This is a genomic window from Streptomyces sp. NPDC051555 (genome assembly GCF_044454405.1).
GTDB lineage: Bacteria > Actinomycetota > Actinomycetes > Streptomycetales > Streptomycetaceae > Streptomyces.
In genome coordinates, this window is the sequence record NZ_JBITDP010000019.1 from 140,267 (window position 1) to 165,837 (window position 25,571).

The window sequence follows — 25,571 nt, forward strand, 5'->3', positions numbered from 1 at the left end:
CCCGGGGGCCGGCGGGCGCGGGCCCGCCGGCCCCCGGGCCGCGGGTCACGCCCGCCCGTCCTCGGTGATCGGGATCGGCTGGACCCCGTTCGCCGAGTGGGCGCCCGGCGTCGGTACGACCGTCTTCGGGACGCCCGTCACCGCACCCGTCACCGCACCCGTCGCACCGCCCGTCGCACCGCCCTGGGCGTCCGGCGTCGGGCTCATCGACGACAGCAGTTGGCGCGCGAGGCCCAGTCCGGTGCCGCCCATCGTGAGGGCCTTCGCGAACATCTCCGACATGCCCTCGGCGCCGTTCAGCAGCACCATGTGCTCGACGTTGCCGAAGGCGCTCGCGCCCGCCTCCACGATCTTGGGCCAGTTCTCGGCGAGCTGCTGGGCGACCACGGCCTCCTGGTTCTCCGCCAGGGCCGCCGCGCGCGCCTTGATGGACTCGGCCTCGGCGAGACCCTTGGCCTTCGCCGCGTCCGCTTCCGCCAGGCCCCTGGCCCGCGCCCACTCGGCGTCCGCGAGGCCCTTGGCCTGCGTCGCCGCGGCCTCGGCCTCACCGGTGGCCCGGGTGGCCTTCGCCGCCGCCAGCCCGCGGGCCTCGATGGCCTCGGCCTCGGCGGCGGCCGCCGCCTTGACCCGGGTGGCCTCGGCGGCCGCCGCGAGTTCGGTCTCCTGGGCCTTGGCCTGGGCGGCCGAGATCCGGGAGTCGCGGTCGGCCTCGGCGAGCGTGCGCTGCTCGTAGGCCTTGGCGTCCGCGGGCTTGCGCACGTCCGCCTGGAGCTGCTGCTCGCGCCGGTTGGCCTCCAGCTCGGCGACCCGGGTCTCCTGGACGACGACCTCCTGGCGGGCGGCGGCGTCCGCGAGCGGACCGGCTTGGCGGGAGGAGGCCGCGGCCTTGTCCCGCTCGGCCTGGTAGCCCGCCTGGAGGATCTCGCTGTCCCGGGTGGCCTCCGACATGCGGGCGAAGGCGGCCTGTTCGGCCTCGGTCGCCAGCAGGTTCGCGTCGGCCTGGGCGATCCGCGCGTCCCGCTGGACGGCGGCCGCGTGCGGCATCGCGAGGTTCTTGATGTAGCCGGTCGGGTCCTCGATCTCGTGGATCTGGAGCGAGTCGACGATCAGGCCGAGCTTCTCCATCTCGCTGCCGCAGGCCGCCCGGGTCTGGCCGGTCAGCTTCTCGCGGTCGCGGATCATGTCCTCGACCGTCAGCCCGCCGACGATGGAGCGCAGGTGACCGGCGAACACGATGTGCACGCGCTCCGGGATCATCTTCTGCTGGTCCAGGAAACGCCGAGCCGCGTTCGCGATCGAGACCATGTCGTCCCCGACCTTGAAGATCACCACGCCCTTGACCTTGAGCGGGATGCCCTGGTGGGTCACGCAGTCCACCAGCAGCTGGGTCTCGTTCAGGTCCAGGGACAGTTTCCGGACCGCCTGGACGCCGGGCAGGACGAGCGTGCCGCGGCCGGTGACGATCCGGAAGCCCATGCCCTCGCCGAGGCCCTCGGTCTTGTGCGTGGAGCCGGAGATGACAAGTGCTTCGTTCGGTTCGGCCACCCGCCACATGAGCTTGAACAGGCCGATCAGAACGAGTAGTGCGGCGAGAACGAGTCCCGCCACGACGCCGATAGCCATCGGCAAACGCCCCCTTAGTGCAGTGCCGTTGCGGCACCGATGGGGCCGAGTCTGCGCCCGTCGTCGTTTGGCGTGAAGACGCGAGAGGGTCCTTGTCGCAATCTTGATACGCAACGCCGCGGAGGCCGGCCGCCGCGGCGCTCGTCAGCGGGTCGGCGGAGCGGCGGCGGGAGGTCGGGCGCAGGTCGAGGGAGGGTCAGTTGACGTAGGCGGCCGTGACGTACACCGTGCGCGGAGGCAGGTGTTCGACCACCGTGACCACCGTGCCGACGGGGATCGACTCCCGCTCGTTCAGCGCCGGGTGGGCCAGGAAGTGCTCCGCGCCGCCCCGGATCCGGACGATGACCTCGCCCACGAGTCCGGGCCCCACCGTGCCGGTGACCCGCCCGGTCATCCCCACCATGTCCTGATCCATACCGGCAGGTTACGCGGGAAGGGCCCGGGGAGACCCCGGGCCCGTTCATCCGTTCTCCTCGCGCCCCTCAGCCGGCGAGGACCGGGGGGTGCTCCGGCTCCGCCGCCCGGCCGGCCTCGGCGCGCCGGACCCGGGTCACCGCGATGACCGCGGCGACCAGCAGCAGGGCGGTGGCGCCGTAGGAGGCGGTGTGCATGCCGTGGACGAAGGCTTCGCGGGCGGTGGCCAGTACGGTCTCCCCGGCCGCACCGCCGATCTGCCGGGCGACCGCCGCGGCCCCGCCGAGCGTCTCCCGTACGGCGGGCTGCGCGTCGGCCAGGTCGCCGCGGTAGACGGCGGTGCCGAGGCTGCCCATCAGGGCCATGCCGAGCGCTCCGCCGAACTCGCTGCCGGTCTCCAGGACCGAGGCGGCGGAACCGGCCTTCTCGGCGGGGGCCGAGGCGAGGGCCATGTCGGAGACGAGCGCCATCACGGTGACCATGCCGGAGGCGAGGACGGCGGCGCCGGTCAGCAGCAGCCACAGCGAGTCGGTGCCGGTGAGGGCGAGGACGGCGAATCCGGCGGCGCCGATGACGAACCCGCCGGCGATGACCACGGGGCGGCCGTGCTTCTGGCCGAGGGCGGTGGAGGCGGGGGCGGCGACGCCGACGGCGACCGAGGGGGCCAGGGACCACAGGGCGGCTTCCAGGGTGCCCATGCCGAGGACGGACTGGAGGTACTGGGTGGTGAAGTAGGCCGAGCCCATCATGGCGAAGGCGGCGACGGTGTTGAAGGCGACCCCGGCGGCGAAGCCGCGGCCCCGGAAGAGGTCCCGGCCGATCATGGCGTCGTCGCGGGTGAGCTGGCGGCGGACGAAGAGGGACCCGAAGAGCAGTCCGGCGGCGAGGCAGCCGAGGTAGAGGGGCTCGAAGCCCTCGGCGGCGATCTCCTTGAGGCCGTAGACGACGGGGAGCACGGCGGCCATCGAGAGCGGGACGCTGAGCAGGTCGAAGCGGCCGGGGGCGGGGTCCTTGAACTCCGGTACGAGCACGGGGACCAGGAGCAGCAGGAGCAGCATCGCCGGGACGTTGATGAGGAAGACCGAGCCCCACCAGAAGTGGTTCAGGATCAGCCCGCTCATGACCGAGCCGAGGGCGATGCCGCCGGCCATCGCGCCGGACCAGATGCCGATGGCCTGGCCGCGCTGCTTGTCGTCATGGAAGAGGTTGCGCACGAGCCCCAGCGTGGACGGCATCAGGGTCGCGCCGCCGATGCCGAGCAGGGCGCGGGCGGCGATGAGCATCTCGGCGCTGGTCGCGTAGGCGGCGCAGACGGAGGCGAGGCCGAAGGCGGCGGCGCCGATCAGCAGCAGCTTGCGGCGGCCGATCCGGTCACCGAGCGAACCCATGGTGATGAGCAGTCCGGCGAGTGCGAAGGCGTAGCTGTCGAAGATCCACAGCTGCTGCGTCGCCGTGGGGTCCAGCTCCTGCGTGATGGAGGGGATCGCGAAGTAGAGGACGGAGACGTCCATCGAGACCAGGAGCAGGGGGAGCAGGAGGACGGTGAAGGCGATCCATTCCCGGCGACCTGCGAGACGTGCTGCGGGGTTCGTCATGAGCAGTAATGTACAAGCGTCATAAACGCTTGTCTAGTACGGATGTATGGGACGTCTGTATAGAACGCTCGTATATCCTCGGGGGCATGGGACATCGTGAAGATCTGCTCGAAGGCGCCAAGAAGTGCCTCCTGGAGAAGGGTTTCGCGCGTACGACCGCGCGGGACATCGTCAGCGCGTCCGGCGCCAATCTCGCCTCGATCGGCTACCACTACGGCTCCAAGGACGCCCTGCTGATCCAGGCGTTCATCGGGATCGCGGAGGACTGGGGCGCCGCGGTCACCCCGGAGGTGACGGGGGAGGGTGGCACGCTGGACCGCTTCACCTCGGTCTGGGAGGGCATCCTCGGCCGGCACGAGCAGTTCACGGCGATGTGGGCGGCCAGCACGGAGATCGCGCTCGCCCCGGACCGGATGCCGGAGCTGGCGGCCATGCTGGCGGCCTCGGAGGGCGAGGGGCGGCGCGGCCTGATCGCCCTGTTCACGGGCATCCCGGAGGAGGAGCTCGACGAGGACGACATGCGGACGCTGGGGGCGGTCTACCAGGCGCTGCTGACCGGCGTCATGGTCCAGTGGCGCTTCAACCCCGCCACCGCGGCCACGGCGGCGGACCTGACGGAGGGCATCCGCCGACTCGCGGGCGGGCTCTCGGGCGGCCGCACCCCGAAGCCGTAGCCCTTCCGGGCGGGCTGGAAACGGGGCCGGCTCTTCGGGCCCGGATGGGGCCGACTCCTTGAGCCTCGCCGGCACGATCAAGCCCCGCCGGCGTTTGAGGCGCCGCCGGAGGCGCTACGGGCCCGGGTCAGTCCCGGCGTCGGCCCCGCCCGACCACCCGCTTGCCCAGCAGCACGAGCGCCGTGGCACCGAGGAGCACCATCGCCCCGACGCCGAAGTTGCCCCCGTCGGGGGCGTCCGCCGACCCCGTGGTGGCGGGCGTCCCCCCGGGCGACGGCGTGGACCCCGGCTTCGGTGGCGGAGCCGCCCCCGGCACCGGAACCGCCACCACCCGGCTGTTCGCCCCCTCCGACCCGAACATCAGCGTCCTGCCGTCCGGCGTGTACGTCACCGACTCCGCCTGCCCCTGCCACGGCGCGTCCACCCGGGCGCCCTCGCCCTGCGGCCTGCCGTCCTTCCAGGGGAAGGTCCGCGCGAAGAAGTACCCGCGCAGGGTCAGGCTCCCGCCGTCCGGCGCGAACGCCCCGTCCGTCACCCACGGCACGTCCGCGACCCGGCGGAATTCGTTGCTCCCTGACGCCGACAGGTGCTCGGGCCCCTCGTACAGGCCGCCCTTGTCCTCGCTCTTGCTCGCGATGTACACCCGCCCGGTCACCGGATGGACCATCAGGGCCTCGGCGTTGCGCGGGCCGTCCGCATAACGCACCGTGAACTGCACCGGCTTGACCGTCACGTCGCCGAGCTGCGCCGGCTCCGGGAAGCGGTAGATCCATACGTGGTCCCAGGTGCCGCCCAGGTTGTCGCCGATGTCCCCGACGTAGAGCTGCCCGTCCGGACCGAGCGAGATCGCCTCGACGTCGCGCGGGGCGCCGACGCCCTCCATCGTGACGCGGGCGACGGTGCGGCCCGTGGCCGAGTCGACGGCGTACACGTACGGCCCGTCGTCGCTGTCGTTGTGCGTCCAGTAGATCCCCGGATGGAGCTTGCTGGCCGCCAGCCCGCTGGACTCCTTGATCCGCGGGTCCGAGATCGTGAAGGAGGCGGATCCCGGGGCGGGCGCCGGTGACCCGGCGGCGGCCGCGACGCCCGTCCCCGCGGCCAGGGCGGAGAGAGCCACGACGGCGGTGGCGGCGGCGGCAACGGCGGTGGTGACGGCGGCGGCAGGCAGGAGCGGGCGCATCCCCCCAGCCTGCCAGGCCCGCGCGCGTACCCGCGTACCCGCGTGTCCCGCATCACGTGGGCAGCCGGGCGGTGATCCGCGATGATGACCGGATGCGTTTCATGTTCGTCGGCGACTCCATGACCATCGGACGCGCCGGCGACTTCACCTGGCGCTACCGGATGTGGCAGCACCTGAGCGCCCACTTCGGCGGCCCCCACGAGATCGTCGGTCCGCGCAGCGAGGTCTACGACACCTGCGCCGACGCGCCGACCAGCCACGTCTACGCCGACCCCGACTTCCCCGACCACGCACGCCGCCACCTGGCCGGCTGGGGCGAGGGCTGGCAGCACATGGTCCCGCTCATCGGCGACGCCGCCCGCACCCACCGGCCGGACGTGCTGCTCGTCTCCCTCGGTCTGATCGACCTCGGCTTCTACACGGACGCCGAGCAGACCGCCGCCAACGTCCGGCTGTTCGTCGCCGCGGCCCGGGCCGCACGCCCCCGCATCCGGATGGTGCTGCTCCCGGTCATCCCCAACGTCCGCGCCGACGTGGACGCGCCCTTCGCCACCGAGGTGGCCCGCTTCAACGAGCTGCTCGCCAAGGCCGTCGCCGACCTCTCCACCGACGCCTCGCCGCTGCTGCTGGCCGCGCGCCCGCAGGACTACGCCCTGAGCCACGACACCTACGACGGCACCCACCCCAGCGCCTCGGGCGAACACCGGCTCGCCGGCGAGTTCGCGGCCGTCATGCACCAGGCCTGGGGGATCGGCGCGCCGTATGCGGCGGCCGGGGGGCTGTAACACGCGCTTCACCGTGGGGCCTTGCTTCGAGCGCGCTCCAGGCAGTTGGCTTGGGTCCCATGAAGTACACGCAGCTCGGACGCACCGGCCTCAAGGTCAGCCGACTTGTCCTCGGCACGATGAACTTCGGCCCCCAGATCGGGGAGCCGGAAAGCCACGCGATCATGGATTCCGCGCTCGAAGCCGGGATCAACTTCTTCGACACCGCCAACGTCTACGGCTGGGGTGAGAACAAGGGCCGCACCGAAGAGATCATCGGCACCTGGTTCGCCCAGGGCGGCGGCCGCCGCGAGAAGACGGTCCTCGCCACCAAGGTCTACGCCAGCATGGCCGCCGAGGGCGACCCGTGGCCGAACTTCGACCGGCTCTCGGCGCTGAACATCCGGCGGGCCGTCGAGGCCAGCCTCAAGCGCCTGAACACGGACTACATCGACGTCTACCAGTTCCACCACGTCGACCGGAACACCCCCTTCGAGGAGATCTGGCAGGCCGTCGAGGTCCTGGTCCAGCAGGGCAAGATCCTCTACGCGGGCTCCTCCAACTTCCCCGGCTGGAAGATCGCCCAGGCCAACGAGGCGGCGGCGCGGCTCGGGCGGCTGGGCCTGGTCACCGAGCAGTGCCTCTACAACCTGGCCGAGCGACGCGCCGAGATGGAGGTCATCCCGGCCGCCGAGGCGTACGGGCTCGGGGTCATCCCCTGGTCCCCGCTGCACGGCGGGCTGCTCGGCGGCGCCATCCGCAAGTCCGCGGAATCCGGTCGCAGCGCCACGGGCCGCTCGGCGGACGCGCTGTCCAACAGCACGGTGCGGGCGCAGGTCCAGGCGTACGAGGACCTGCTCGACAAGCACGGCCTGGAGCCGGGTGACGTGGCCCTCGCCTGGCTGCTGACCCGCCCCGGCATCACCGGCCCCATCGTCGGGCCGCGTACGCCGGAGCAGCTCGCCTCCGCGCTGCGCGCGATCGAGCTGGAGCTCTCGCAGGAGGTGCTGGACGGCCTCGACGAGATCTTCCCGGGACCGGGCGCCTCACCGGAGGCCTTCGCCTGGTAGCGGCGGGTGCGGGGGCCGCCGCCTACTGTCCGACGGCGGCGGCCACCGCCACGACGACGAACATCAGTACGAGCACACCGGCCATCACACGGTTACGGGTCTTGGGATCCACCTGTTGAGACTAACGCGTCGGGGTCAGCCGCCGAGCGGCCAGGCCCCGACGACGTCGTAGCGGGGCCCGTCCGCCGGGGTGAGGTTGCTGCGCACCAGGCTCAGCTCGCGCACCGGCCACGGCGTGCCCTCGAAGCCGGCGAGGGCCTCGGTGTACGGGCGCAGGTCCGTCCCTTCGGAGCTGCGGGCCAGGGTGAGGTGCGGGGTGTAGCGGTGGTGCTGCTCCATGGGTACGCCGGCCCGCCGGGCGGCGGCGTCGGCGGCCTCGGCGAGCATCCGCAGGCCGTCCAGGCCGCCGGCCGCGCCGGCCCAGAGGGCGCGGTCGCCGAAGTGGCCCGAGCCGTGCACGCGGAGCGTGAAGGGGGCCGACTTCGCGGCGGCCCGCGCCAGGCGGGCGTGGAGGTCGGGGAGGAGCTCCTCCCCGACCTCGCCCATGAAGGCGAGGGTGTAGTGCCAGCCGTCCTGTGCGGTCCAGCGGAGGTCCGGTGCGGCGGAGACGGCGCGGACGGCTGTCGCCAGCTCCGCGGTGGCCCTCGCGGGCGGCAACACGGCCGCGAACAGTCTCATCCCCCGACCATATCCCCGCCCCCCGCCTCCGGACAGATCCAGCCCGCCCGGCCGTGGGACGACCGCGTGCCCGTGGCGCCTCCGGCGGCGCCTCAATCGCCGGCGGGGCTGAAGGGTTCAGATCCAGCCCGCCCGGCGTTTGAGGGCAATCAGGCCGCGGGGACCAGGGTTCGGGACGGCTGGCGGGGGACCAGGGCCAGGCCGTGGTGGCGGTCCACGCGGAGCCGGAGGTTCCCGACCCGGGACAGCACCAGCCCGATCGCCAGCGCGGCGACCAGCGCCACCACACCCCCCGCCGCCATGCCGATCCGCGCCCCGTAGGTGTCCGTCACCCAACCGACCAGCGGCGCGCCCACCGGCGTACCCCCGGTGAAGACCATCATGAACAGCGCCATGACCCGCCCCCGCATCTCGGGATCGGTGGTCATCTGGACACTGGAGTTCGCGGTGACGTTGACCGTCAGCCCGAACATCCCGATCGGCACCAGCAGCAGCGCGAACAACCAGAATCCGGGCGCGAAGGCGGTCACGATCTCCAGGACGGAGAACAGCACGGCCGCCGCGACCAGCACCCGCAGCCGGGACTGCGTCCGCCGGGCCGCCAGCAGCGCGCCCGCGAGGGAGCCCGCCGCGATCAGCGTGTTGAACAGCCCGTATGTGCCCGCGTCGCCGTGGAAGACGTCGCTGGTGAAGGCCGACAACCAGATCGGGAAGTTGAAGCCGAAGGTTCCGATGAAGCCGACCAGCACGATCGGCCAGATCAACTCGGGGCGACCCGCGACGTAGCGCAGGCCCTCCCGCAGCTGGCCCTTGGCCCGCGGCTGGACCTCCGTGCGGTGCAGCTCGTGCGCCCGCATCAGCAGCAGCCCCGCGATCGGCGCGGCGAAGGACAGCCCGTTCAGCAGGAAGGCCCAGCCGGATCCGACGGCGGTGATCAGCACGCCGGCCAGTGCCGGGCCGACCAGCCGCGCGGACTGGAAGTTGGCCGAATTCAGACTGACGGCGTTGCCGAGCTGGTCCGGTCCGACCATCTCGGACACGAAGGACTGCCGGGCCGGGTTGTCGACGACGGTGACGAGGCCGAGCAGGAAGGCGGCCAGGTAGACGTGCCAGACCTGGACGTGTCCGGCGAGGGTGAGCCCGGCGAGCGCGAGCCCGGTCAGGCCCATGGCGCTCTGGGTGGCGATCAGCAGCGGCCGCTTGGGCAGCCGGTCGGCGAGGACGCCGCCGTAGAGGCCGAACATCAGCATCGGCAGGAACTGCAGCGCGATGGTGATGCCCACGGCGCTGGCCGAGCCGGTCAGCGACAGGACCAGCCAGTCCTGGGCGATGCGCTGCATCCAGGTGCCGGTGTTCGAGACGACCTGTCCCGTCGCGAAGAGCCGGTAGTTGCGGATCTTCAGCGAGCTGAACATCGAGTTCGTGGTGGTGCCGGTGGGTGAAGCGGGTGTGGCGTTGGGAGCGGATGTGTGGCCGGGTGCGGAGTCTGCTCCGTTTCCCGTACTCAAGGGTGCGCCTCCTGGCGTGTTCGGTTACAAGTGCGCGAGCTTCTCCAGGACGGGTGCGGCCTCGCGCAGCTTGGCCCATTCGTCCTCGGACAGCTCGGCCGCGAGCCCGGCCAGGAAGGCGTTGCGCTTGCGGCGGCTCTCTTCGAGCATCGCCTCGGCTTCCTCGGTCTGGCTGACCACCTTCTGGCGGCGGTCGTCGGGGTGCGGCTCCAGCCGGACCAGTCCCTTGGCCTCCAGCAGCGCGACGATGCGGGTCATCGACGGCGGCTGTACGTGCTCGCGGCGGGCCAGCTCGCCAGGGGTGGCCTGGCCACAGCGGGCGAGGGTGCCGAGGACCGACATCTCGGTCGGGCTGAGCGACTCGTCGACGCGCTGGTGCTTGAGGCGTCGGCCGAGCCGCATCACGGCGGACCGGAGGTCGTTCACGGCGGCGGCGTCGTCACCATGGGAAAGGTCTTGCATGTTCATTAGAGTAACTCATTACTCTAGCTAAAGAACACCGGCTTCTTTCCGTCACTCGTACGGGTGAGTCGGCTCCGGAAAGTGACACGCGTCCACGCCCCGTGGCCCGACCCTGTGGGCATGGGGACTCATGTGCTCAGCATGCGGATAGACGGGGAGCTGCTGGACCGGCTCCGGGAACACGCCTCAAAACGCGGAATGAGCGTCCAGGACTATGTGGTCCGGACGCTCATTCGCGACGACTTCGACGAACGCTTCAAGGTGGCGGTCGACGAGACGGAGAGGTTCTACGGCCTCACGTGATCCTCACGTGAGGCGGGGCCTCACGTGAGGCCCAGGGCGGGCATCGCGTAGTAGAAGACGAACACCGCCGACACGACGTACATGGCCACCGGGACCTCACGGCCCCGGCCGGTCGCCAGCCGCAGCACGCAGAAGCTCACGAAGCCGATGCCGATGCCGTTGGTGATCGAGTAGGTGAAGGGCATCATCGTCATCGCCAGGAAGGCGGGGACGGCGACGGTGAAGTCGCTCCAGTCGATGTCCTTGACCGAGCCCGCCAGGATCAGGAAGCCGACCGCCAGCAGGGCGGGGGTCGCGGCCTGGGACGGGACCATCGTGGCGAGCGGCGTGAGGAACAGCGCCACGGTGAACAGGCCACCCGTCACCACGTTCGCGAGGCCGGTGCGCGCGCCCTCGCCGACTCCCGCCGTGGACTCCACGAAGCAGGTGGTGGCCGAGGAGGAGGTCGCTCCGCCGGAGGCGACGGCGAGGCCGTCGATCAGCAGGACCCGGTTGATGCCGGGGAAGTTGCCGTCCGCGTCGATCAGCTTGGCCTCGTCGCCGACGCCGAGGATCGTGCCCATCGCGTCGAAGAAGCACGACAGCAGCACGGTGAAGACGAAGAGGACGCCGGTCAGCACCCCGACCTTGTGGAAGCCGCCGAACAGGCTGACCTGGCCGACGAGTCCGAAGTCGGGCGCGGCCACCGGGTTGCCCGGGAGTTCGGGGACCGTCAGGCCCCAGGCCTCGTTCGGCAGCTCGGTGACCAGCTGGACGACGACCGCGACGACGGTCATGGCGACGATCGAGATCAGGATCGCGCCGGGCGTCTTGCGGATGATCAGCGCCAGGGTGAGCAGGACGCCGACGACGAAGATCAGCACGGGCCAGCCGTGCAGGTGTCCGTTGCTGCCCAGCTGGAGCGGGACCGTGGTGTGCGCGAGGTCGGGCATGCGGGAGATGAAGCCCGAGTCGACCAGGCCGATCAGCATGATGAAGAGGCCGATGCCGATCGCGATGCCCTTGCGCAGGCCCAGCGGCACGGCGTTCATGACCCGCTCGCGCAGCCCGGTGGCGACCAGCAGCATCACGACGAAGCCGGCCAGGACCACCATGCCCATCGCGTCGGGCCAGCTCATGCGCGGGGCGAGCTGGAGGGCGACGACGGTGTTCACGCCGAGCCCGGCCGCGAGCGCGATCGGCACGTTGCCGATGACGCCCATCAGCAGGGTGGAGAACGCCGCGGTCAGCACGGTGGCGGTGACCAGCTGGCCGCCGTCGAGCTGGTGGCCGTACATGTCCTTCGCGCTGCCGAGGATGATCGGGTTCAGCACGATGATGTAGGCCATCGCGAAGAAGGTGGCGAAGCCGCCCCGGATCTCGCGGGCGACGGTGGAACCGCGCTCCGAGATCTTGAAGTAGCGGTCGACGCCGTTGGTGGGCGTCGGAGTGGGGGCCGCGGCAGGTGCCGAGGTGCTCATGCGGTCCTCAAACTGGTTCGTTTTGGTGGGTTCGTACGAATGAAACCCGTCATAGGCAAACCGTTTCAGTATGAACAGATGAGAACTGTGGCGCCATCTCCGCGCGTAGAGCCAAGGGGTGAAAGGGGCGTGGCGGCGGCCCGGAGTCGACCCGGGAGGTGGGCGGGGGGTGGGCGGGGGGTGAGCGGGAGCCGAGCGGGCGCCCGCCGCGGGCCCCGGGCGCGCGCCCAATAGACTGGTGACATGGCGAAATGGACCGCACAGCACGAGGCGCCCGAGCCCCTGGAGGGCCCGATCGTCGCGACCGTCACCGGTGGCACGATCCTCTGGTTCGCGCTCTTCCTCGTCCAGCTGCCGTTCTACGGCTGGTTCGCGGACCACGACCTGCTGTGGTGGGTGTGGTGCTGTGCGGCGGGTGGCGTGCTCGGCCTGATCGGCGTCTGGTACGTCCGCGGCCGCGACGCGGCCCTCAAGCGCCACGCGGCTGCCGAGGCGGCCGAGACGCAGGCGGTCGAGACGCAGGCGGTCGAGACGCAGCAGTCCGAGACTCGACAGTCCGAGGCCCGGCAGTCCGAGGCCCGGGCGGCCGAACAGGCGTCGGGAGCCGCAGTCAAGCCCCCCGGGAACCACACCGCCGGTTAAAGGGCGTACCGGGGGACGATTCAGGTCATCCCGAAGTCGGATCTTCGTACTGCTCGGCGGGTGAACCGTTCGAAGGCCCTTTACCGTCGAAAGCATGACGCAGCGGGCGAGGATAGATTCCGACGGGCCGGAGCCGGGCGGCACCACCGCCGGCACCACCGCCATCGACGCAGGGGCGGAGCTGGACCCGGTGCACCCGATGGCGCCGCCCGCACCGCGTTTCCGGTCCGGCGGCCTGAGCACCGCCGAGGTCGCGGAACGGGTCGCCCGCGGTGAGGTCAACGACGTCCCCGTGCGCTCCTCGCGCTCCACCCCGGACATCGTCCGGGCCAACGTCTTCACCCGGTTCAACGCGATCATCGGCGTGCTCTGGGTGATCATGCTGTTCGTCGCGCCGATCCAGGACAGCCTCTTCGGCTTCGTGATCATCGCGAACACCGGCATCGGCATCATCCAGGAACTGCGCGCCAAGAAGACCCTCGACGGCCTCGCCGTCATCGGCGAGGCCAAACCGAGCGTCCGCCGCGACGGCGCCACCGCCGAGATCTCCACCTCCGAGATCGTCCTCGGCGACGTCATCGAGCTCGGACCCGGCGACAAGGTCGTCGTCGACGGCGTCACCGGCGAGGCCGACGGCCTGGAGATCGACGAATCGCTGCTCACCGGCGAGGCCGACCCCGTCCTGAAGAAGCCCGGCGACCCCGTGATGTCCGGCTCGTTCGTCGTCGCCGGCGGCGGCGCCTTCACCGCCACCAAGGTGGGCCGCGAGGCCTACGCCGCCCAGCTGGCCGAAGAGGCCTCCCGTTTCACGCTCGTCCACTCCGAGCTGCGCACCGGCATCTCCACCATCCTCAAGTACGTCACCTGGATGATGATCCCGACCTCCATCGGCCTGATCATCAGCCAGCTGGTCGGCAAGGACTCCAACCTCAAGGACTCCATCGCCCGCACCGTCGGCGGCATCGTCCCGATGATCCCCGAGGGGCTGGTCCTGCTCACCTCCGTGGCCTTCGCCATCGGGGTCATCCGGCTCGGCCGCAAGCAGTGCCTGGTGCAGGAGCTGCCCGCCATCGAGGGCCTCGCCCGCGTGAACGTCGTGTGCCTCGACAAGACCGGCACCCTCACCGAGGGCGGCATGGACGTCACCGAGCTGCGCCCGCTCGGCGGCGCGGACGCGGCGTACGTGAAGAAGGTCCTCGGCGCCCTCGGCGAGTCCGACCCGCGGCCCAACGCCAGCCTCCAGGCCATCATCGACGCCTACCCCGACAGTGAGGAATGGCGCTGCACCGAGTCGCTGCCCTTCTCCTCCGCCCGCAAGTACAGCGGCGCCAGCTTCAGCGAGGGCGACGGCGAGAACTCCACCTGGCTGCTCGGCGCCCCCGACGTCCTGCTGCCCGTCGGCGATCCCGCCCTCGACGAGATCAACGACCTCAACGAACAGGGCCTGCGCGTCCTGCTGCTCGCCCGCTCCGCCCGCGAGCTGGACGACGAGCAGGTCACCAGCGCCGTCAAGCCGACCGCCCTGGTGGTGCTGGAGCAGCGGCTGCGGCCCGACGCCGCCGACACCCTGCGCTACTTCGACGAGCAGAACGTCCACACGAAGGTCATCTCCGGCGACAACGCGGTCTCGGTCGGAGCGGTCGCGGCCAAGCTGGGCCTGCCGGGCGCCGAGAACACCGTCGACGCCCGCAACCTGCCGACCGACCAGGACGAGCTGGCCAAGGTCCTCGACGAGAACTCGGTCTTCGGCCGGGTCACCCCGCAGCAGAAGCGGGACATGGTCGCCGCCCTCCAGTCCAAGGGCCACACCGTGGCCATGACGGGCGACGGGGTCAATGACGTCCTCGCGCTCAAGGACGCCGACATCGGCGTCTCGATGGGCTCCGGCTCCGAGGCGACCCGCGCGGTGGCGCAGATCGTGCTGCTCAACAACAGCTTCGCGACCCTGCCCTCGGTGGTGGCCGAGGGGCGTCGGGTGATCGGCAACATCACCCGGGTGGCGACGCTCTTCCTGACCAAGACCGTCTACTCGGTGCTGTTGGCCGTCCTGGTGGTGTGCAGCCAGGTCGAGTACCCGTTCCTGCCGCGCCACCTGACCCTGCTGTCGACGCTCACCATCGGCATCCCGGCCTTCTTCCTGGCCCTGGCGCCGAACCGGGAGCGGGCGCAGCCGCACTTCGTGAAACGCGTCATGCGGTACGCCATCCCGGGCGGGGCGATCGCGGCCGTGGCCACCTTCGTGACGTACCTGATCGCGCGGGCCCACTACACCGGGCCGGACTCCCTCAAGGCCGAGACCAGCGCCGCGACCCTGGCGCTCTTCCTGACCTCGATGTGGGTCCTGGCGATCATCGCCCGGCCGTACACGTGGTGGCGGGTCGCGCTGGTCGGTGCGATGGGCGTGGCCTTCCTGATCGTCCTGGTGGTGCCGTGGCTCCAGGACTTCTTCCAGCTGAAGCTGGAGGGGGCCGTGATGCCGTGGACCGCCGTCGGCATCGCGGTGGTCGCCTCCGCCCTGATCGAGCTCGTCTTCCGCTGGGTGGACCGCCGCTTCCCCGCGTAGCCGGCACCGGGGCCGTGCGCCTGGCGGAGTGATCCGGGCGGGGCCCGGTGGGGCCTCCGGCGGGCCCTCAATCGCCGGGCGGGCTGGATCGCCCCGGGGGTGGCCAACCTCAGCCTCGCCGGCGTTTGAGGCGCCGCCGGAGGCTGGACGGGCCGGGCAGGTGTCTGCTGGTGGGGTGGTCCGGGCTGGGGCCCGGTGGGGCCTCCGGCGGGCCCTCAATCGCCGGGCGGGCTGGAATCGCCCAGCCCCGCCGGGAGGGCTGGATCGCCCAGCCCCGGCGGGCGGGCTGGAATCGCCCAGCCTCGCCGGCGATTGAGGCGCGGGGTCAGTCGAACCAGCGGTCGCGGGCCAGTTCCGGGGTGCGGGAGGGGTCCTCCAGGAGGGCGGCGACTTCGAAGCGGCGCGGCCACTGGCCCGCCGCCCAGGCGAGACCGGCCGCCACACCCTCCAGCGTGGCCGCGTGCACCGTACCGTCCGGCGTGCGGCGCCAGTCCAGCTCGACCCCGCCCGCGAGCAGCTCCTCGTGCTCGACGTACGTCGCCGGCGTGGCCGGCCCGAGCAGGACCCGCACCGGCTCCGGTACGTCGTGCTCTTCACCGGGGGCGTCGATCTCCGCGGCCACCGTGTCCGAGAGCCGCCGCACCTGGAAGAGCTCCGCCAGGTCGGCCGCCCGCGCCGGAGCCACCGGCAGCAGCGGCAGGCCCGCGGCCAACGGGAGCAGGTCCGGGGCGTCCGCGACCAGCGCGTCGGCCGCGTCCACCACGACCACCTCGCCGTCCTCCACCGCGCGCAGCGCGTCGGGCAGCGTGACCTGCTCGGGGTCCAGGTCCGCCAGCGCCCCGTACAGGGCGTGCAGTTGGTGTCCGCTCACCTCGCGGTCCGGGTCGCCGAGCCGCCCCAGCAGCTCGGCCGCGCCGCCGGGCTCCTCCAGCAGGGCGGCCACGGAGGTCCGTACGCCCAGCGCCCGCAGGACCTGCTCGTCCTCGAACCCGGTGGCGTCGGCCGGGGTGTACAGCCCGGCGAGCAGCGGGTCCCCGCCCGCCGCGCGCAGCCCGGCCGGGCGGCGGCCGTCGAGCACCGGGTGGTCGCGCAGCCACCAGGCGGTGTACGAGCGCACCGACCGGGTGGTGCCGTCGGGGAGCAACACCCGCACCGGTTGGGTCAGGGCGTCCCGCAGCGGCGGCTGCGCGAGCATGGCCAGCGCGCGCGGCCAGCAGTCGTCGTCGACCAGGTCCAGGTCCCGTACCGCGACCAGCTCGGTGGCGACCGGCGGGACCGGGGTCTCGGGGAGCTGGTCGAGCAGGTCCTCGCACCAGACGTCCACCGCGTCCAGCAGCCCCGCGTCGTCCGGCTCGGCGAAGTCGCCCTCGCGCGGCTCCAGTTCGTCCGGGTCGAGCACCACGTCGGTGGCCCGCACCAGCTGGAAGGTGGCGAGCACCCCGCACGCGGCGAGGGTGTCCGCCCCCCACTTCGCGGCCAGTTCGCCGTCGACGTACGGGATCTCGTCCTCGCGGATCACCGAGGCCAGGGGGCTGTCGGGCAGCAGCAGTTCGCCGGCGGGGGTGAGCTCGCCGTCCTCGTCGGGCAGCGCGAGGGCGCCCAGCCAGGGTTCGTCACCGGGCGCGAGGGCGGCGCCGCGGATCAGGCCGAGCACGATGTCGGCCAGCTCCTCGGGGTCGAGCGCGTCCTCGTCCCAGATCTCGCCCGCATCCAGCGAAGCGGCCACCGCGGCCCGCACCTGCGGGGTGCCCAGCACGGCGCGCGGGGTCGCGGGCAGCGCGCCCAGCTTCTCCAACAGCGGGTGCGCGGCGTCCGGGTGGGCCACCTTGAGGCCGAGCCGGGTCAGCCCGCCCGGGGTGTCGGGGCCGGGGAGCAGGACGTGCCGCGGGCCGATGGCGGTGCGGATGCCGGGGGCGGCGGAGCGCTCCGGCTCGCCGAAGGAGTCGTACGTGTCGTACGCGTCGAAGGCGTCGAAGGCGGTGTGCTCGCCGGGGCCCCCGGGCTCTTCGCCGGTCGGCGCCAGCGGCACCGGCAGGCCCGACAGGCGCTCGGGGTCCACGCCCGCGAGGGTGTCGTACAGCCGGTACCACCAGTGCGGCGGCCGGTCCGCGCCCGCGATCCGCTCGATGGCGTCGCCGAGCGGGAGCCGTCCGACGCCCAGGGTGCGCAGCTCGGCGCGCCGCTCCAACCCGGCGGGGAGCAGGGTCGGCAGCACCTCGGCCAGGACCCGTACGGTGTCGGCGCCCGCTCCCTCCACCACCTCGGCCTCGAAGGGGCGCAGCGCGGCCCGGCCCTCCTGCGGATCCGCGTCGGGCGCGGCGGCCGGCACGGCGGCCGGGGCGAGGAAGGCGGTCCGGGGCAGCCGCTCCAGCACGGCGGCCCGCAGCGCGCCGTCCAACTCGCCCTTGCCGAGCGGTCCGGGCACCAGGTCGACCAGGGCGGTGCTCACCGGCTCCCACGCGCCGAGGAGCGCGGCGTAGGCGTCGGCGGCCCGCTGCACCAGGAAGTCGGTCAGCGGCCCGGGCGCGGGGTGGCGGCGGGTGGTGTCCAGCGGCAGGGTCGCGATGAGCAGCGCGGGGATGCCGAGGGGTTCGTCGGTGGGGGTCGGCGCGTGCACGACGGGTGCGGTGGCCGGGCGCACGGGCGCGCCGTCCGCGTCGACGGGCACGGACCAGGAGACGGACCAGGCGGGCCGCAGCCGTTCCTCGACGGGCCGGTCGGCGAGGAGTTCGGGGGCGATGGCGCCGGTGTCCCGCACGGTGCGCCAACGCCGGACGCCGTCGCCACCGGCGGCGGCGCTGTCCTCGATGACCGTGTACGGGCCCTCCGCGCGGCGGCGCAGCGTGCGCACGCCCGCCGGGGTCTCCACGACCACCTCGGTCAGCCCGGACAGGGTCAGCAGCAGTGCGTCGTCGATCCCGGCCAGCAGCCGCTCGACGAGGTCGGCGGCGGCCGCGTCGCGCAGCGGCAGGACGACCACGGTGTCGTAGCCGTCGGGCGCGGTGCCCTCGGCGGGCAACGGCAGTCGCAGCAGCGGGACGTGGCCGTCGCGGCGGCGCAGTTCGTCGCCGAGGCCGGGGCTGCCCTGGGAGGCGCCCCGGGCCAACTCGCGCGCCTCGGCCAGGGACCAGCGGACCCCGCCGTGCCGGCCGAGGACGGCGGGTTCGTCGGTGACGGCGAGGACGGCCGCGAAGCCGACGCCGAAGCGGCCGACGCTGTCCCAGGCGCTCTCGCCGGGTCGGTCCCCGGCGGCCTCGCGCTTGGCGGAGGCGCGCAGGGTGCTCAGCGACTCCACGCCGGTGGCGTCCAGCGGGGCACCGGTGTTGGCGACGGCGAGCACGCCGTGACCGCCCTCGCCGGAGTGCAGGGTGAGCCGGAGCCGCCCGGTGGTGTGGGCCCGGGCGGCGGCGTCGGCCGCGTTCTGGGCCAGCTCGACGACGAGCCGGTCCCGGTAGCCGCCGAGCGCCAGGTCCTCCTCGGCGTTGGCGTCCTCCCGGAACCGGGTCGGGCCCGCGCCCCAGGAATCGAGGACTCCGCGTCGCAGCCGGGCCGTCCCGAAGGGGTCCACGCCGCCTTCGGCCGCCGTTACTCGCACGCTCACGCCGCTGCCTCCCAGCTGTACCGCATTCATCGAATGCCGAAGCCCCGAAGGTATCGCGGTCGCGGCGGCCCGGTCGCGCCGGGCCGCGGGCGGGGGCCGACCGTGCCGGTGGTGCCTACGCCTTGCCCGTGAGGTGGGCGTAGACCACGACGTTGGCGTCCCAGTGGCGGTCGTTGGTGAGCTTGCCGCCGCAGGTGATCAGCCGCAGTTCGGCCTTGCCGTGCGTGTCCCCGTAGACGGTGTCGGTGGGGAACGCGTCCTTCTTGTAGGTCTCGATGCGGTCCACCGCGAAGACGGCGGTGCTGCCGTCGGCCCGGTGGATCTCGATCTTCTCGTCCTTCTTCAGCTGCTTGAGGTTGAAGAAGACGGCTTCGGGGGCCTGCGGCGTGTCCATGTGGCCGACGACGGCCGCGGCGCCCTTCTCCCCGGGGGTGGGGCCCTCCTTGTACCAGGCCGCGTCCTTCGGCTTGGCGAAGTCCGGATCCTGCATGTGGCCCTTGGCGTCGAGGCCGACCGTGTCGAGCGCGGCGTCGACCTTGATGTCCGGGATCTTGATGTGGTCCGGTACGGACGGTTCCAGCACCGAGGCGTTCGAGGCGCCCGCAGGGGCGGACTTGGTGTCGGCGCCGCTGCCGGAGCAGCCGGTGACGAGGACGGCGGCGAGGCCGGCGGCGCCCGCCAGGGCGGCCGCGCGGCGTGCGCGGCCGCCCTGGCGGGGGAGGAGCTGGTCAGCCATTGTTCGCGGTGTCCTCGGCGACGTATCCGACGGGGGCCTGACCGGTGTTCACGGAGCCCTTGGGCTTCTTGTGCTCGCTCGGGTTCAGGGGCTTCAGGTCGTGGTCGCCCTTGCTGCCCTTGGCCTCGACCGAGAACTTGACCGTGTCGAACTTCTTGCCGCCGGCGAAGGCGTCGACGCCGTAGTAGCCGGTCTTCACGTCCTTGGCGACGGTCGCGGTGCCGGTCCAGGTGCCCTTGCCGTCGTTCTTCAGGTTCACCTTGCCGCCGAAGGCGTCCGACGTGACGGAGGCGTTCTTCTCGGTGGTCTTGAGGGTGACGACGACCTTGTCACCGGGGTGGCCGAAGTCGGTGGAGAGCTGGAGGGTGGACGGCTGCGGCTTGGGGTCCGGGTTGCCGGACTTGACGGTGAGCTGGGCGGTGGCGTCGAGCTTCTTGCCGTCGGGGCCCGTGCCCGTGAGGGAGACGCCGTAGTTGCCCGCGGCCACCTTGGCGACCTTGGCGGTGGCGCCCCGGCCGTCGGTCATCTTGACGTCGTCCAGCGCCTTGGAGGAGATGTGGAGGTTGGTCGAACCGTCCGGCACCTCCATCGAGAGCGAGATGGAGTCGCCCGGCTTGGCGGCGGAGGTCGACAGCTTCAGGGCCACCGGCGCGGCGTGGGCGTCCTTGCTGGGGCTGGGGCTGCTCGACGCCGTCGGGCTGGCATCGGCGGCGAAGGCGACGGTGGGGACCGCCAGGGCCATCGAGGAGGCGAGGGCGATCGCCGAGAAGGTAAGTGCCTTGCGCATGGGATTTCCTCCTGAACGGGCCGGGGTTTTTCCCGGCACACCAGACATGAGGGACATCCTGGGGTGCTCGGTTGCAGGGCTCCGGACCGGTGGAGGAGGGCCCTGCCGAAGGTCCCGCGGGGTGAATCCGCAGGCGGGCGCGGGGATCGGGGTGGTCCGTTTGCGGGCTCTTTGCCCTGATTTTTGGGACCAAAGTCCCGGAGGTGGGCCGGCCCGCGCCCCACAACGCGCGACCCCCGGCGACGGATCGTCACCGGGGGTCGCGCAGGGCTCGTTCGGAGCGGCCCGTACGGTCAGAGCTTCTCGATCACGTGGTCGATGCAGGCGGTGAGCGCCAGTACGTCCGCCGGGTCGATCGCCGGGAACATCGCCACGCGCAGCTGGTTGCGGCCCAGCTTGCGGTACGGCTCGGTGTCCACGATGCCGTTGGCGCGCAGCACCTTGGCGATCGCGGCCGCGTCGATGTCGTCCGAGAAGTCGATCGTGCCGATCACCGACGAGCGCTTCGAGGCGTCCGTGACGAAGGGCTCCGCGTACTTCGACGCCTCGGCCCAGCCGTACAGGTTGGCCGCGCTGGCCGCCGTACGGGCGGTCGCCCAGTCCAGTCCGCCCTGGCTGTTGATCCACTCCAGCTGCTGGTTCAGCAGGAAGAGGGTGGACAGCGCGGGGGTGTTGTAGGTCTGGTTCTTGACCGAGTTGTCGATCGCCGTCGGCAGCGAGAAGAACTCCGGGATGTGCCGGCCGGAGGCGTGCACGCGGGCCGCGCGCTCCAGGGCCGCCGGGGAGAAGGCGGCCAGCCACAGGCCGCCTTCGGAGGCGAAGGACTTCTGCGGGGCGAAGTAGTAGACGTCGGTCTCGGTGATGTCCACCGGCAGGCCGCCGGCGCCCGAGGTCGCGTCCACCAGGACGAGTGAACCCTCGTCGGCGCCCACGACGCGCTTGATGGGCGCGGCGACACCCGTCGAGGTCTCGTTGTGCGTGTACGCGTACACGTCCACGCCCGCCTCGGCGACCGGCTCGGGGTGGGTTCCCGGCTCGGAGGAGATGACGGACGGCGCGTCCAGCCACGGCGCGAGCTTCGCGGCCGTCGCGAACTTGGACGAGAACTCGCCGAAGGTGAGGTGCTGGGACTTCCGCTCGATCAGACCGGCGGTCGCGATGTCCCAGAAGGCGGTGGAGCCGCCGTTGCCCAGGATCACCTCGTAACCCTCGGGGAGGGAGAAGAGGTCCCGGACGCCTTGGCGCACCGAACCGACCAGGTTCTTGACCGGGGCCTGTCGGTGGGAGGTTCCGAGGAGGGAGGTACCGGTGGCGGCCAGCGCGTCCAGCGCGTCCGTCCGCACCTTGGAGGGGCCCGCGCCGAAACGTCCGTCGGCGGGCTTGATGTCAGCGGGAATCTGGATCTCGGCCACGAGCGGAGCGTATCCGGTACCGGGCCGCCCCTCGGAGGCGCGTCCACCCGGTGAGACGCGCGGGGACGGTGGCAGGGTGTTCGCGTGACGGGAACCGGGGATCTTGAACGGGCATTGCGGGTCGAGCTGCGCGGAGAGGTGGATTTCGGCGCCGCGGCCCGGGCGTTGACCACCATGGACGCCTCCAACTACCGCCGCGTCCCGCTCGGCGTGGTCGCCCCGCGCGACACCGAGGACGTGGCGGCGGCCCTGCGCGTGTGCGCCGACGCGGGCGTGCCCGTCGTCCCGCGCGGCGGCGGCACCTCCATCGCCGGCCAGGCCACCGGGACCGGCGTGGTGCTCGACCTCACCCGGCACATGAACGCCCTGGTGTCGCTTGACCCGGCCGCGCGGACGGCGGTGGTCCAGCCCGGCCTCGTCCTCGACCGGCTCCGGGACGCGGCGCGCCCGCACGGCCTGACCTTCGGACCGGACCCCTCCACCCACTCCCGCTGCACCCTCGGCGGCATGATCGGCAACAACGCCTGCGGGGCCCACTCGGTGGCCTGGGGCACCACCGCCGACAACGTGCACGAGCTCGCGGTCACCACGTACGGGGGCGCCGCGCACCGGATCGGCACCGGCTGGGCCGGCGCCCCGACCGGGCTGCGGGACCTGGTCGCGCAGAACCTGGAACCGCTGCGCACCGGGATGCCCCGCGACCTCGCGCGCCGGATCTCCGGGTACGCGCTGGACGCGCTGCTGCCCGAACGGGGCGTGGGGCTGGCCCGGGCCTTCTGCGGGAGCGAGGGCACGCTCGGGGTGGTGACCGAGGCCGTCGTGCGCCTGGTGGAGGCGCCGCCCGCGCCGGTCCTCGTGGTGCTCGGTTACGCCGACGAGGGCGCGGCGGCGGACGCGGCCGCGGGGCTGCTGCCGCTGGGGCCGCTGACCGTGGAGGGGATGGCGGCGGACCTGGTGGGGGACGCGGAGGCCGGATCGCTGCCGCGCGGGGGCGCCTGGCTGTTCGTGGAGGCGCGGGACGCGGGCGCCGCGCGCGAGACCGTACGGGCCGCCGACGCGCTGGACGCGCGCGTGATCGCCGACCCGGCCGGACAGCGCGCGCTGTGGCGGATCCGCGAGGACGCCGCGGGCACGGCGACGAGGGGGCCGGACGGACGAATGGCCTGGCCCGGCTGGGAGGACTGCGCGGTCCCGCCCGCCCGGCTCGGCGCCTACCTGCGCGAGTTCCGGGCCCTGCTCGCCGCGCACGGGCTGCGCGGAACGCCGTACGGGCACTTCGGCGAGGGGTGCGTGCACGTCCGCATCGACTTCGACCTGGTCTCCGCGGCGGGCGTGGCCCGCTTCCGGACCTTCTCCGAGGAACTCGCCGACCTGGTCGTCTCCCACGGCGGCTCGCTGTCGGGGGAGCACGGCGACGGCCAGGCGCGCGCCGAACTGCTGCCCCGGATGTACGGACCGGAGCTGGTCCGCCTCTTCGGCGCGTACAAGGACGTGTGGGACCCGGCCGGCGGCATGAACCCCGGCATGCTCGCCCGCCCGGCCGCTCTGGACGAGAACCTGCGCTTCGCGGTGCTGCCGCTGGGGGAGGGGGCCGCGTCCGGGGCCGAAGGCGGGCTCGGGTCCGCGCGCGGGCTCGCCCGGGAGGTCGCCCGCTGCGTCGGGGTCGCGAAGTGCCGGTCCACCGGGCCCGCCGCGGACGTGATGTGCCCCTCGTACCGGGTGACGGGGGAGGAACGGCACTCCACGCGCGGCCGGGCCCGGCTGCTGCACGAGATGCTGGCCGGCGAGATCATCACGGACGGCTGGCGCTCGGCCGAGGTGCACGAGGCCCTCGACCTGTGCCTCGGCTGCAAAGGGTGCCGCAGCGACTGCCCGGTGGGTGTGGACATGGCCACCTACAAGAGCGAGTTCCTGCACCGGCACTGGGCGGGCCGGATCCGACCGCTGGCCCACTACACGATGGGCGGGCTCCCACAGTGGCTGCGCCTCATCGCCGCGCTGCGCGCCGCCCCGCTGGTCAACGCGGTCGGGCGGGTGGTGCCGGTGCCGGGGCTGGCCCGGGAACGATCGCTGCCGCAGCTGGCGCGGGCGCCGTTCGGCCGCGAGTGGGGCGGCCCGGGGGCGGACCTTCCGGGGGCGGACGGCCCGGAGGTGCTGCTGTGGCCCGACACCTTCACGGAACACCTGTCCCCGCAGGTCGGGCGGGCCGCCGTACGCGTCCTGGAGGCGGCGGGGCTACGGGTGTCCCGCGCCGGCGGCCGCTCGACGGCGCTCTGCTGCGGGATCACGTACGTGTCCACGGGCCGCCTCGACCGGGCGCGCGCGGTGCTGCGGCGCACCTTGGACGCGGTGGATCCGGTCGGTGGGCCGGGTGCGGCGGACGAGGGGAGCGGCGTACGGGCCCCCGTCGTCGTCCTGGAACCCAGCTGCGCGGCGGCGCTGCGCACCGACCTGCCCGCGCTGCTCCCGGACGACCCGCGGGCGGCCCGGCTGGCCGCGTCGGTACGGACCTTCGCGCAGGTGCTGGAGGAGCGCGCCCCGCGGTGGCGGCCGCCCCGGCTGGACCGCGCGGTGGTCGGACAGACCCACTGCCACCAGCACGCCGTCCTCGGCGACGGCGCGGAGCGCCGACTGCGCGAACGGGCCGGGCTGGCCGGCGGGCTCAGCAGCGGCTGCTGCGGGCTGGCGGGGAACTTCGGCTTCGAACCGGGCCACCACGAGGTGTCGGTGGCCTGCGCCGAGGAACAGCTGCTCCCGGCGCTGCGCGCGGCGGACGCGGGGACCGCGGTCCTCGCGGACGGCTACTCCTGTCGCACCCAGATCGCCCAGCTGGGCGGGCAGCGGGCGTTGCACCTGGCGGAACTCCTGGCGGAGGGGCTGTGAGGGAACGGCCACAGGGGCGGAAACAGGAACGGCCACAGGGTCGGAAACAGGGGCGGGAAACACGGTTGTAAGGAAACACATAGAGCCAGACTCCTTACCAACCCCTTAGCCTGGAGAGATGTCCGCACCCTCCCCCGCGCCCGCCCCGGCCCCCTCCGCATCCTCGACGCCCGCCGCCTCCGTCATCCCCTCGACGCCCGCGCCCGCGGGCGGTACGAGCCGGTTCGGGCCGGTCGCGCTGGTCGTCTCGGCCGGGCTCTCGGTGCAGTTCGGAGCGGCTCTGGCGGTCATGATCATGCCGCGCGCGGGCGCGGCGGGCGTGGTCACGCTGCGGCTGGCGGCCGCCGCGATCGTGCTCCTGCTGATCTGCCGGCCCAAGGTGCGCGGGTACGCGCGCGCCGACTGGACCACGGTGGTGGTCTTCGGGATCACGATGGCGGCCATGAACGGGCTGTTCTACCAGGCGGTGGACCGGATCCCGCTCGGACCGGCCGTCACCCTGGAGGTGCTCGGACCGCTCGCGCTGTCCGTGATCGTCTCGCGGCGATTGGTGAACCTGCTGTGGGCGGGGCTGGCCCTCGCGGGCATCGTGCTGCTCTCCGGCCACGGCGGGGGCGGCGGTTTCGGCTCCCTCGACCTCGTCGGGGCCGCGTTCGCGCTGGGCGCGGGCGCGATGTGGGCGGCGTACATCGTCTTCAGCGCCCGTACGGGCCGCCGCTTCCCGCAGGCCGACGGCCTCGCCCTGGCGATGGCGGTCGCGGCGGTGCTGTCGCTGCCGCTCGGCATCATCGAGGCGGGCCCGGCCCTGCTCGTCCCCAGCACGCTGGCGCTCGGCGTCGGGGTCGCGGTGATGTCCTCGGTGCTGCCGTACACGCTGGAGATGCTGGCCCTACGGCGCCTGCCGGCGCCCACCTTCGCGATCCTGATGAGCCTGGAGCCGGCCATCGCCGCGACCGCGGGCTTCCTGATCCTGCACCAGGCCCTCTCCGCGCTGGACGCCCTCGCGATCGCCCTGGTGATCGCGGCGAGCATGGGCGCGGTCCGCGCCCAGACGACCCGCAAGCGGGGGTAGCGCGGCTTCGCCGCGGGGGCGGGGGCTTCGGGTGGGGCGGGGTCGGTGGGGTTCCGGGGGCTGCCCGTCAGTTCGACTGTCTCTCCGTGCCGGGGCGACCTGTCAAGGGCGCTCCTTCGTCGCGTCGCTGCGCGATGTCGCTCC

Annotated in this window: 20 protein-coding genes; 8 read left to right on the top strand and 12 right to left on the bottom strand. The window is 72.9% G+C overall.

Going from position 1 to position 25,571, the window contains the following annotated elements:
* Positions 1-45: 45 nt before the first annotated feature.
* The 3 genes from ACIBEA_RS31855 to ACIBEA_RS31865 form a co-directional block, all read right to left on the bottom strand.
* Complete coding sequence (locus ACIBEA_RS31855) at positions 46-1,623, bottom strand: SPFH domain-containing protein (protein ID WP_399266657.1); 1,578 nt, start codon at positions 1,621-1,623, stop codon at positions 46-48.
* Between the two features lie 196 nt (positions 1,624-1,819).
* Positions 1,820-2,038, bottom strand: coding sequence for a hypothetical protein (locus ACIBEA_RS31860; protein WP_399266658.1), 219 nt, complete (start codon positions 2,036-2,038; stop codon positions 1,820-1,822).
* A gap of 67 nt (positions 2,039-2,105) precedes the next feature.
* Entirely contained in the window at positions 2,106-3,632 is a 1,527-nt protein-coding gene (locus ACIBEA_RS31865; RefSeq protein WP_399266659.1) for an MFS transporter, read from the bottom strand.
* Between the two features lie 86 nt (positions 3,633-3,718).
* On the opposite strand from ACIBEA_RS31865, the gene ACIBEA_RS31870 reads away from it, so the two are divergent.
* Entirely contained in the window at positions 3,719-4,306 is a 588-nt protein-coding gene (locus ACIBEA_RS31870) for a TetR/AcrR family transcriptional regulator (protein ID WP_399266661.1), read from the top strand.
* Positions 4,307-4,433: 127 nt separating this feature from the next.
* Here the strand turns inward: ACIBEA_RS31870 and ACIBEA_RS31875 are convergent, their stop codons facing one another.
* On the bottom strand, positions 4,434-5,486 hold the full coding sequence (locus ACIBEA_RS31875) for a WD40 repeat domain-containing protein (RefSeq protein WP_399266662.1): 1,053 nt from the start codon (positions 5,484-5,486) through the stop codon (positions 4,434-4,436).
* A gap of 92 nt (positions 5,487-5,578) precedes the next feature.
* Here ACIBEA_RS31875 and ACIBEA_RS31880 point away from each other — a divergent pair, with 92 nt between their 5' ends.
* Positions 5,579-6,271 (top strand): GDSL-type esterase/lipase family protein, encoded by a 693-nt coding sequence (locus tag ACIBEA_RS31880; RefSeq protein WP_399266663.1) that lies wholly within the window; start codon positions 5,579-5,581, stop codon positions 6,269-6,271.
* A 59-nt stretch (positions 6,272-6,330) separates the two neighbouring features.
* The gene (locus ACIBEA_RS31885) at positions 6,331-7,320 is read left to right on the top strand and encodes an aldo/keto reductase (RefSeq protein WP_399266664.1); all 990 of its coding nucleotides are present in this window, start codon (positions 6,331-6,333) and stop codon (positions 7,318-7,320) included.
* Between the two features lie 135 nt (positions 7,321-7,455).
* Here the strand turns inward: ACIBEA_RS31885 and thpR are convergent, their stop codons facing one another.
* From thpR to ACIBEA_RS31900, 3 genes are all read right to left on the bottom strand, one after another.
* Positions 7,456-7,998, bottom strand: a complete 543-nt coding sequence (gene thpR / locus ACIBEA_RS31890; protein ID WP_399266665.1) for an RNA 2',3'-cyclic phosphodiesterase — start codon at positions 7,996-7,998, stop codon at positions 7,456-7,458.
* Between the two features lie 149 nt (positions 7,999-8,147).
* Positions 8,148-9,506 carry an MFS transporter gene (locus ACIBEA_RS31895; RefSeq protein ID WP_399266666.1) on the bottom strand — a complete coding sequence of 453 codons (1,359 nt, stop codon included), beginning with the start codon at positions 9,504-9,506 and terminating at the stop codon, positions 8,148-8,150.
* Between the two features lie 24 nt (positions 9,507-9,530).
* On the bottom strand, positions 9,531-9,968 hold the full coding sequence (locus ACIBEA_RS31900; RefSeq protein WP_399266667.1) for a MarR family winged helix-turn-helix transcriptional regulator: 438 nt from the start codon (positions 9,966-9,968) through the stop codon (positions 9,531-9,533).
* 120 nt (positions 9,969-10,088) lie between these two features.
* On the opposite strand from ACIBEA_RS31900, the gene ACIBEA_RS31905 reads away from it, so the two are divergent.
* The gene (locus tag ACIBEA_RS31905) at positions 10,089-10,271 is read left to right on the top strand and encodes a ribbon-helix-helix protein, CopG family (RefSeq protein ID WP_283458154.1); all 183 of its coding nucleotides are present in this window, start codon (positions 10,089-10,091) and stop codon (positions 10,269-10,271) included.
* A 20-nt stretch (positions 10,272-10,291) separates the two neighbouring features.
* On the opposite strand, the gene ACIBEA_RS31910 is transcribed toward ACIBEA_RS31905, so the two are convergent.
* Positions 10,292-11,731 (bottom strand): NCS2 family permease, encoded by a 1,440-nt coding sequence (locus ACIBEA_RS31910; RefSeq protein WP_399266668.1) that lies wholly within the window; start codon positions 11,729-11,731, stop codon positions 10,292-10,294.
* 243 nt (positions 11,732-11,974) lie between these two features.
* Between ACIBEA_RS31910 and ACIBEA_RS31915 the strand changes: the two genes are divergently transcribed.
* Both ACIBEA_RS31915 and ACIBEA_RS31920 read left to right on the top strand, forming a co-directional pair.
* Entirely contained in the window at positions 11,975-12,373 is a 399-nt protein-coding gene (locus ACIBEA_RS31915; RefSeq protein ID WP_399266669.1) for a DUF2530 domain-containing protein, read from the top strand.
* A 94-nt stretch (positions 12,374-12,467) separates the two neighbouring features.
* The gene (locus ACIBEA_RS31920) at positions 12,468-14,936 is read left to right on the top strand and encodes a cation-translocating P-type ATPase (RefSeq protein ID WP_399266670.1); all 2,469 of its coding nucleotides are present in this window, start codon (positions 12,468-12,470) and stop codon (positions 14,934-14,936) included.
* Positions 14,937-15,261: 325 nt separating this feature from the next.
* Here ACIBEA_RS31920 and ACIBEA_RS31925 read toward each other — a convergent pair whose 3' ends face one another.
* From ACIBEA_RS31925 to serC, 4 genes are all read right to left on the bottom strand, one after another.
* Positions 15,262-18,537, bottom strand: coding sequence for a sacsin N-terminal ATP-binding-like domain-containing protein (locus ACIBEA_RS31925; protein WP_399266671.1), 3,276 nt, complete (start codon positions 18,535-18,537; stop codon positions 15,262-15,264).
* Between the two features lie 115 nt (positions 18,538-18,652).
* The gene (locus tag ACIBEA_RS31930) at positions 18,653-19,273 is read right to left on the bottom strand and encodes a class F sortase (RefSeq protein ID WP_399266672.1); all 621 of its coding nucleotides are present in this window, start codon (positions 19,271-19,273) and stop codon (positions 18,653-18,655) included.
* Positions 19,266-20,060, bottom strand: a complete 795-nt coding sequence (locus ACIBEA_RS31935) for a hypothetical protein (protein ID WP_399266673.1) — start codon at positions 20,058-20,060, stop codon at positions 19,266-19,268. Before ACIBEA_RS31935 ends, ACIBEA_RS31930 begins: the two co-directional genes overlap by 8 nt.
* A gap of 293 nt (positions 20,061-20,353) precedes the next feature.
* Positions 20,354-21,472, bottom strand: coding sequence for a phosphoserine transaminase (gene serC / locus ACIBEA_RS31940; protein WP_399266674.1), 1,119 nt, complete (start codon positions 21,470-21,472; stop codon positions 20,354-20,356).
* Between the two features lie 174 nt (positions 21,473-21,646).
* Between serC and ACIBEA_RS31945 the strand changes: the two genes are divergently transcribed.
* Positions 21,647-24,355, top strand: coding sequence for an FAD-binding and (Fe-S)-binding domain-containing protein (locus ACIBEA_RS31945; RefSeq protein ID WP_399266685.1), 2,709 nt, complete (start codon positions 21,647-21,649; stop codon positions 24,353-24,355).
* Between the two features lie 118 nt (positions 24,356-24,473).
* Positions 24,474-25,427 carry an EamA family transporter gene (locus ACIBEA_RS31950; protein ID WP_399266675.1) on the top strand — a complete coding sequence of 318 codons (954 nt, stop codon included), beginning with the start codon at positions 24,474-24,476 and terminating at the stop codon, positions 25,425-25,427.
* The last annotated feature ends 144 nt before the right edge of the window (positions 25,428-25,571 follow it).

Bases quoted from the DNA above. Each gene is read 5' to 3' on its own strand.
- ACIBEA_RS31875 (WP_399266662.1), bottom strand. From the start codon at position 5,486: ATGCGCCCGCTCCTGCCTGCCGCCGCCGTCACCACCGCCGTTGCCGCC.
- ACIBEA_RS31865 (WP_399266659.1), bottom strand. From the start codon at position 3,632: ATGACGAACCCCGCAGCACGTCTCGCAGGTCGCCGGGAATGGATCGCC.
- ACIBEA_RS31900 (WP_399266667.1), bottom strand. From the start codon at position 9,968: ATGCAAGACCTTTCCCATGGTGACGACGCCGCCGCCGTGAACGACCTC.
- ACIBEA_RS31870 (WP_399266661.1), top strand. From the start codon at position 3,719: ATGGGACATCGTGAAGATCTGCTCGAAGGCGCCAAGAAGTGCCTCCTG.
- ACIBEA_RS31880 (WP_399266663.1), top strand. From the start codon at position 5,579: ATGCGTTTCATGTTCGTCGGCGACTCCATGACCATCGGACGCGCCGGC.
- ACIBEA_RS31930 (WP_399266672.1), bottom strand. From the start codon at position 19,273: ATGGCTGACCAGCTCCTCCCCCGCCAGGGCGGCCGCGCACGCCGCGCG.
- ACIBEA_RS31855 (WP_399266657.1), bottom strand. From the start codon at position 1,623: ATGGCTATCGGCGTCGTGGCGGGACTCGTTCTCGCCGCACTACTCGTT.
- ACIBEA_RS31950 (WP_399266675.1), top strand. From the start codon at position 24,474: ATGTCCGCACCCTCCCCCGCGCCCGCCCCGGCCCCCTCCGCATCCTCG.
- ACIBEA_RS31945 (WP_399266685.1), top strand. From the start codon at position 21,647: ATGGACGCCTCCAACTACCGCCGCGTCCCGCTCGGCGTGGTCGCCCCG.
- ACIBEA_RS31920 (WP_399266670.1), top strand. From the start codon at position 12,468: ATGACGCAGCGGGCGAGGATAGATTCCGACGGGCCGGAGCCGGGCGGC.
- thpR (WP_399266665.1), bottom strand. From the start codon at position 7,998: ATGAGACTGTTCGCGGCCGTGTTGCCGCCCGCGAGGGCCACCGCGGAG.
- ACIBEA_RS31910 (WP_399266668.1), bottom strand. From the start codon at position 11,731: ATGAGCACCTCGGCACCTGCCGCGGCCCCCACTCCGACGCCCACCAAC.
- ACIBEA_RS31905 (WP_283458154.1), top strand. From the start codon at position 10,089: ATGGGGACTCATGTGCTCAGCATGCGGATAGACGGGGAGCTGCTGGAC.
- ACIBEA_RS31935 (WP_399266673.1), bottom strand. From the start codon at position 20,060: ATGCGCAAGGCACTTACCTTCTCGGCGATCGCCCTCGCCTCCTCGATG.
- ACIBEA_RS31915 (WP_399266669.1), top strand. From the start codon at position 11,975: ATGGCGAAATGGACCGCACAGCACGAGGCGCCCGAGCCCCTGGAGGGC.
- ACIBEA_RS31885 (WP_399266664.1), top strand. From the start codon at position 6,331: ATGAAGTACACGCAGCTCGGACGCACCGGCCTCAAGGTCAGCCGACTT.
- ACIBEA_RS31860 (WP_399266658.1), bottom strand. From the start codon at position 2,038: ATGGATCAGGACATGGTGGGGATGACCGGGCGGGTCACCGGCACGGTG.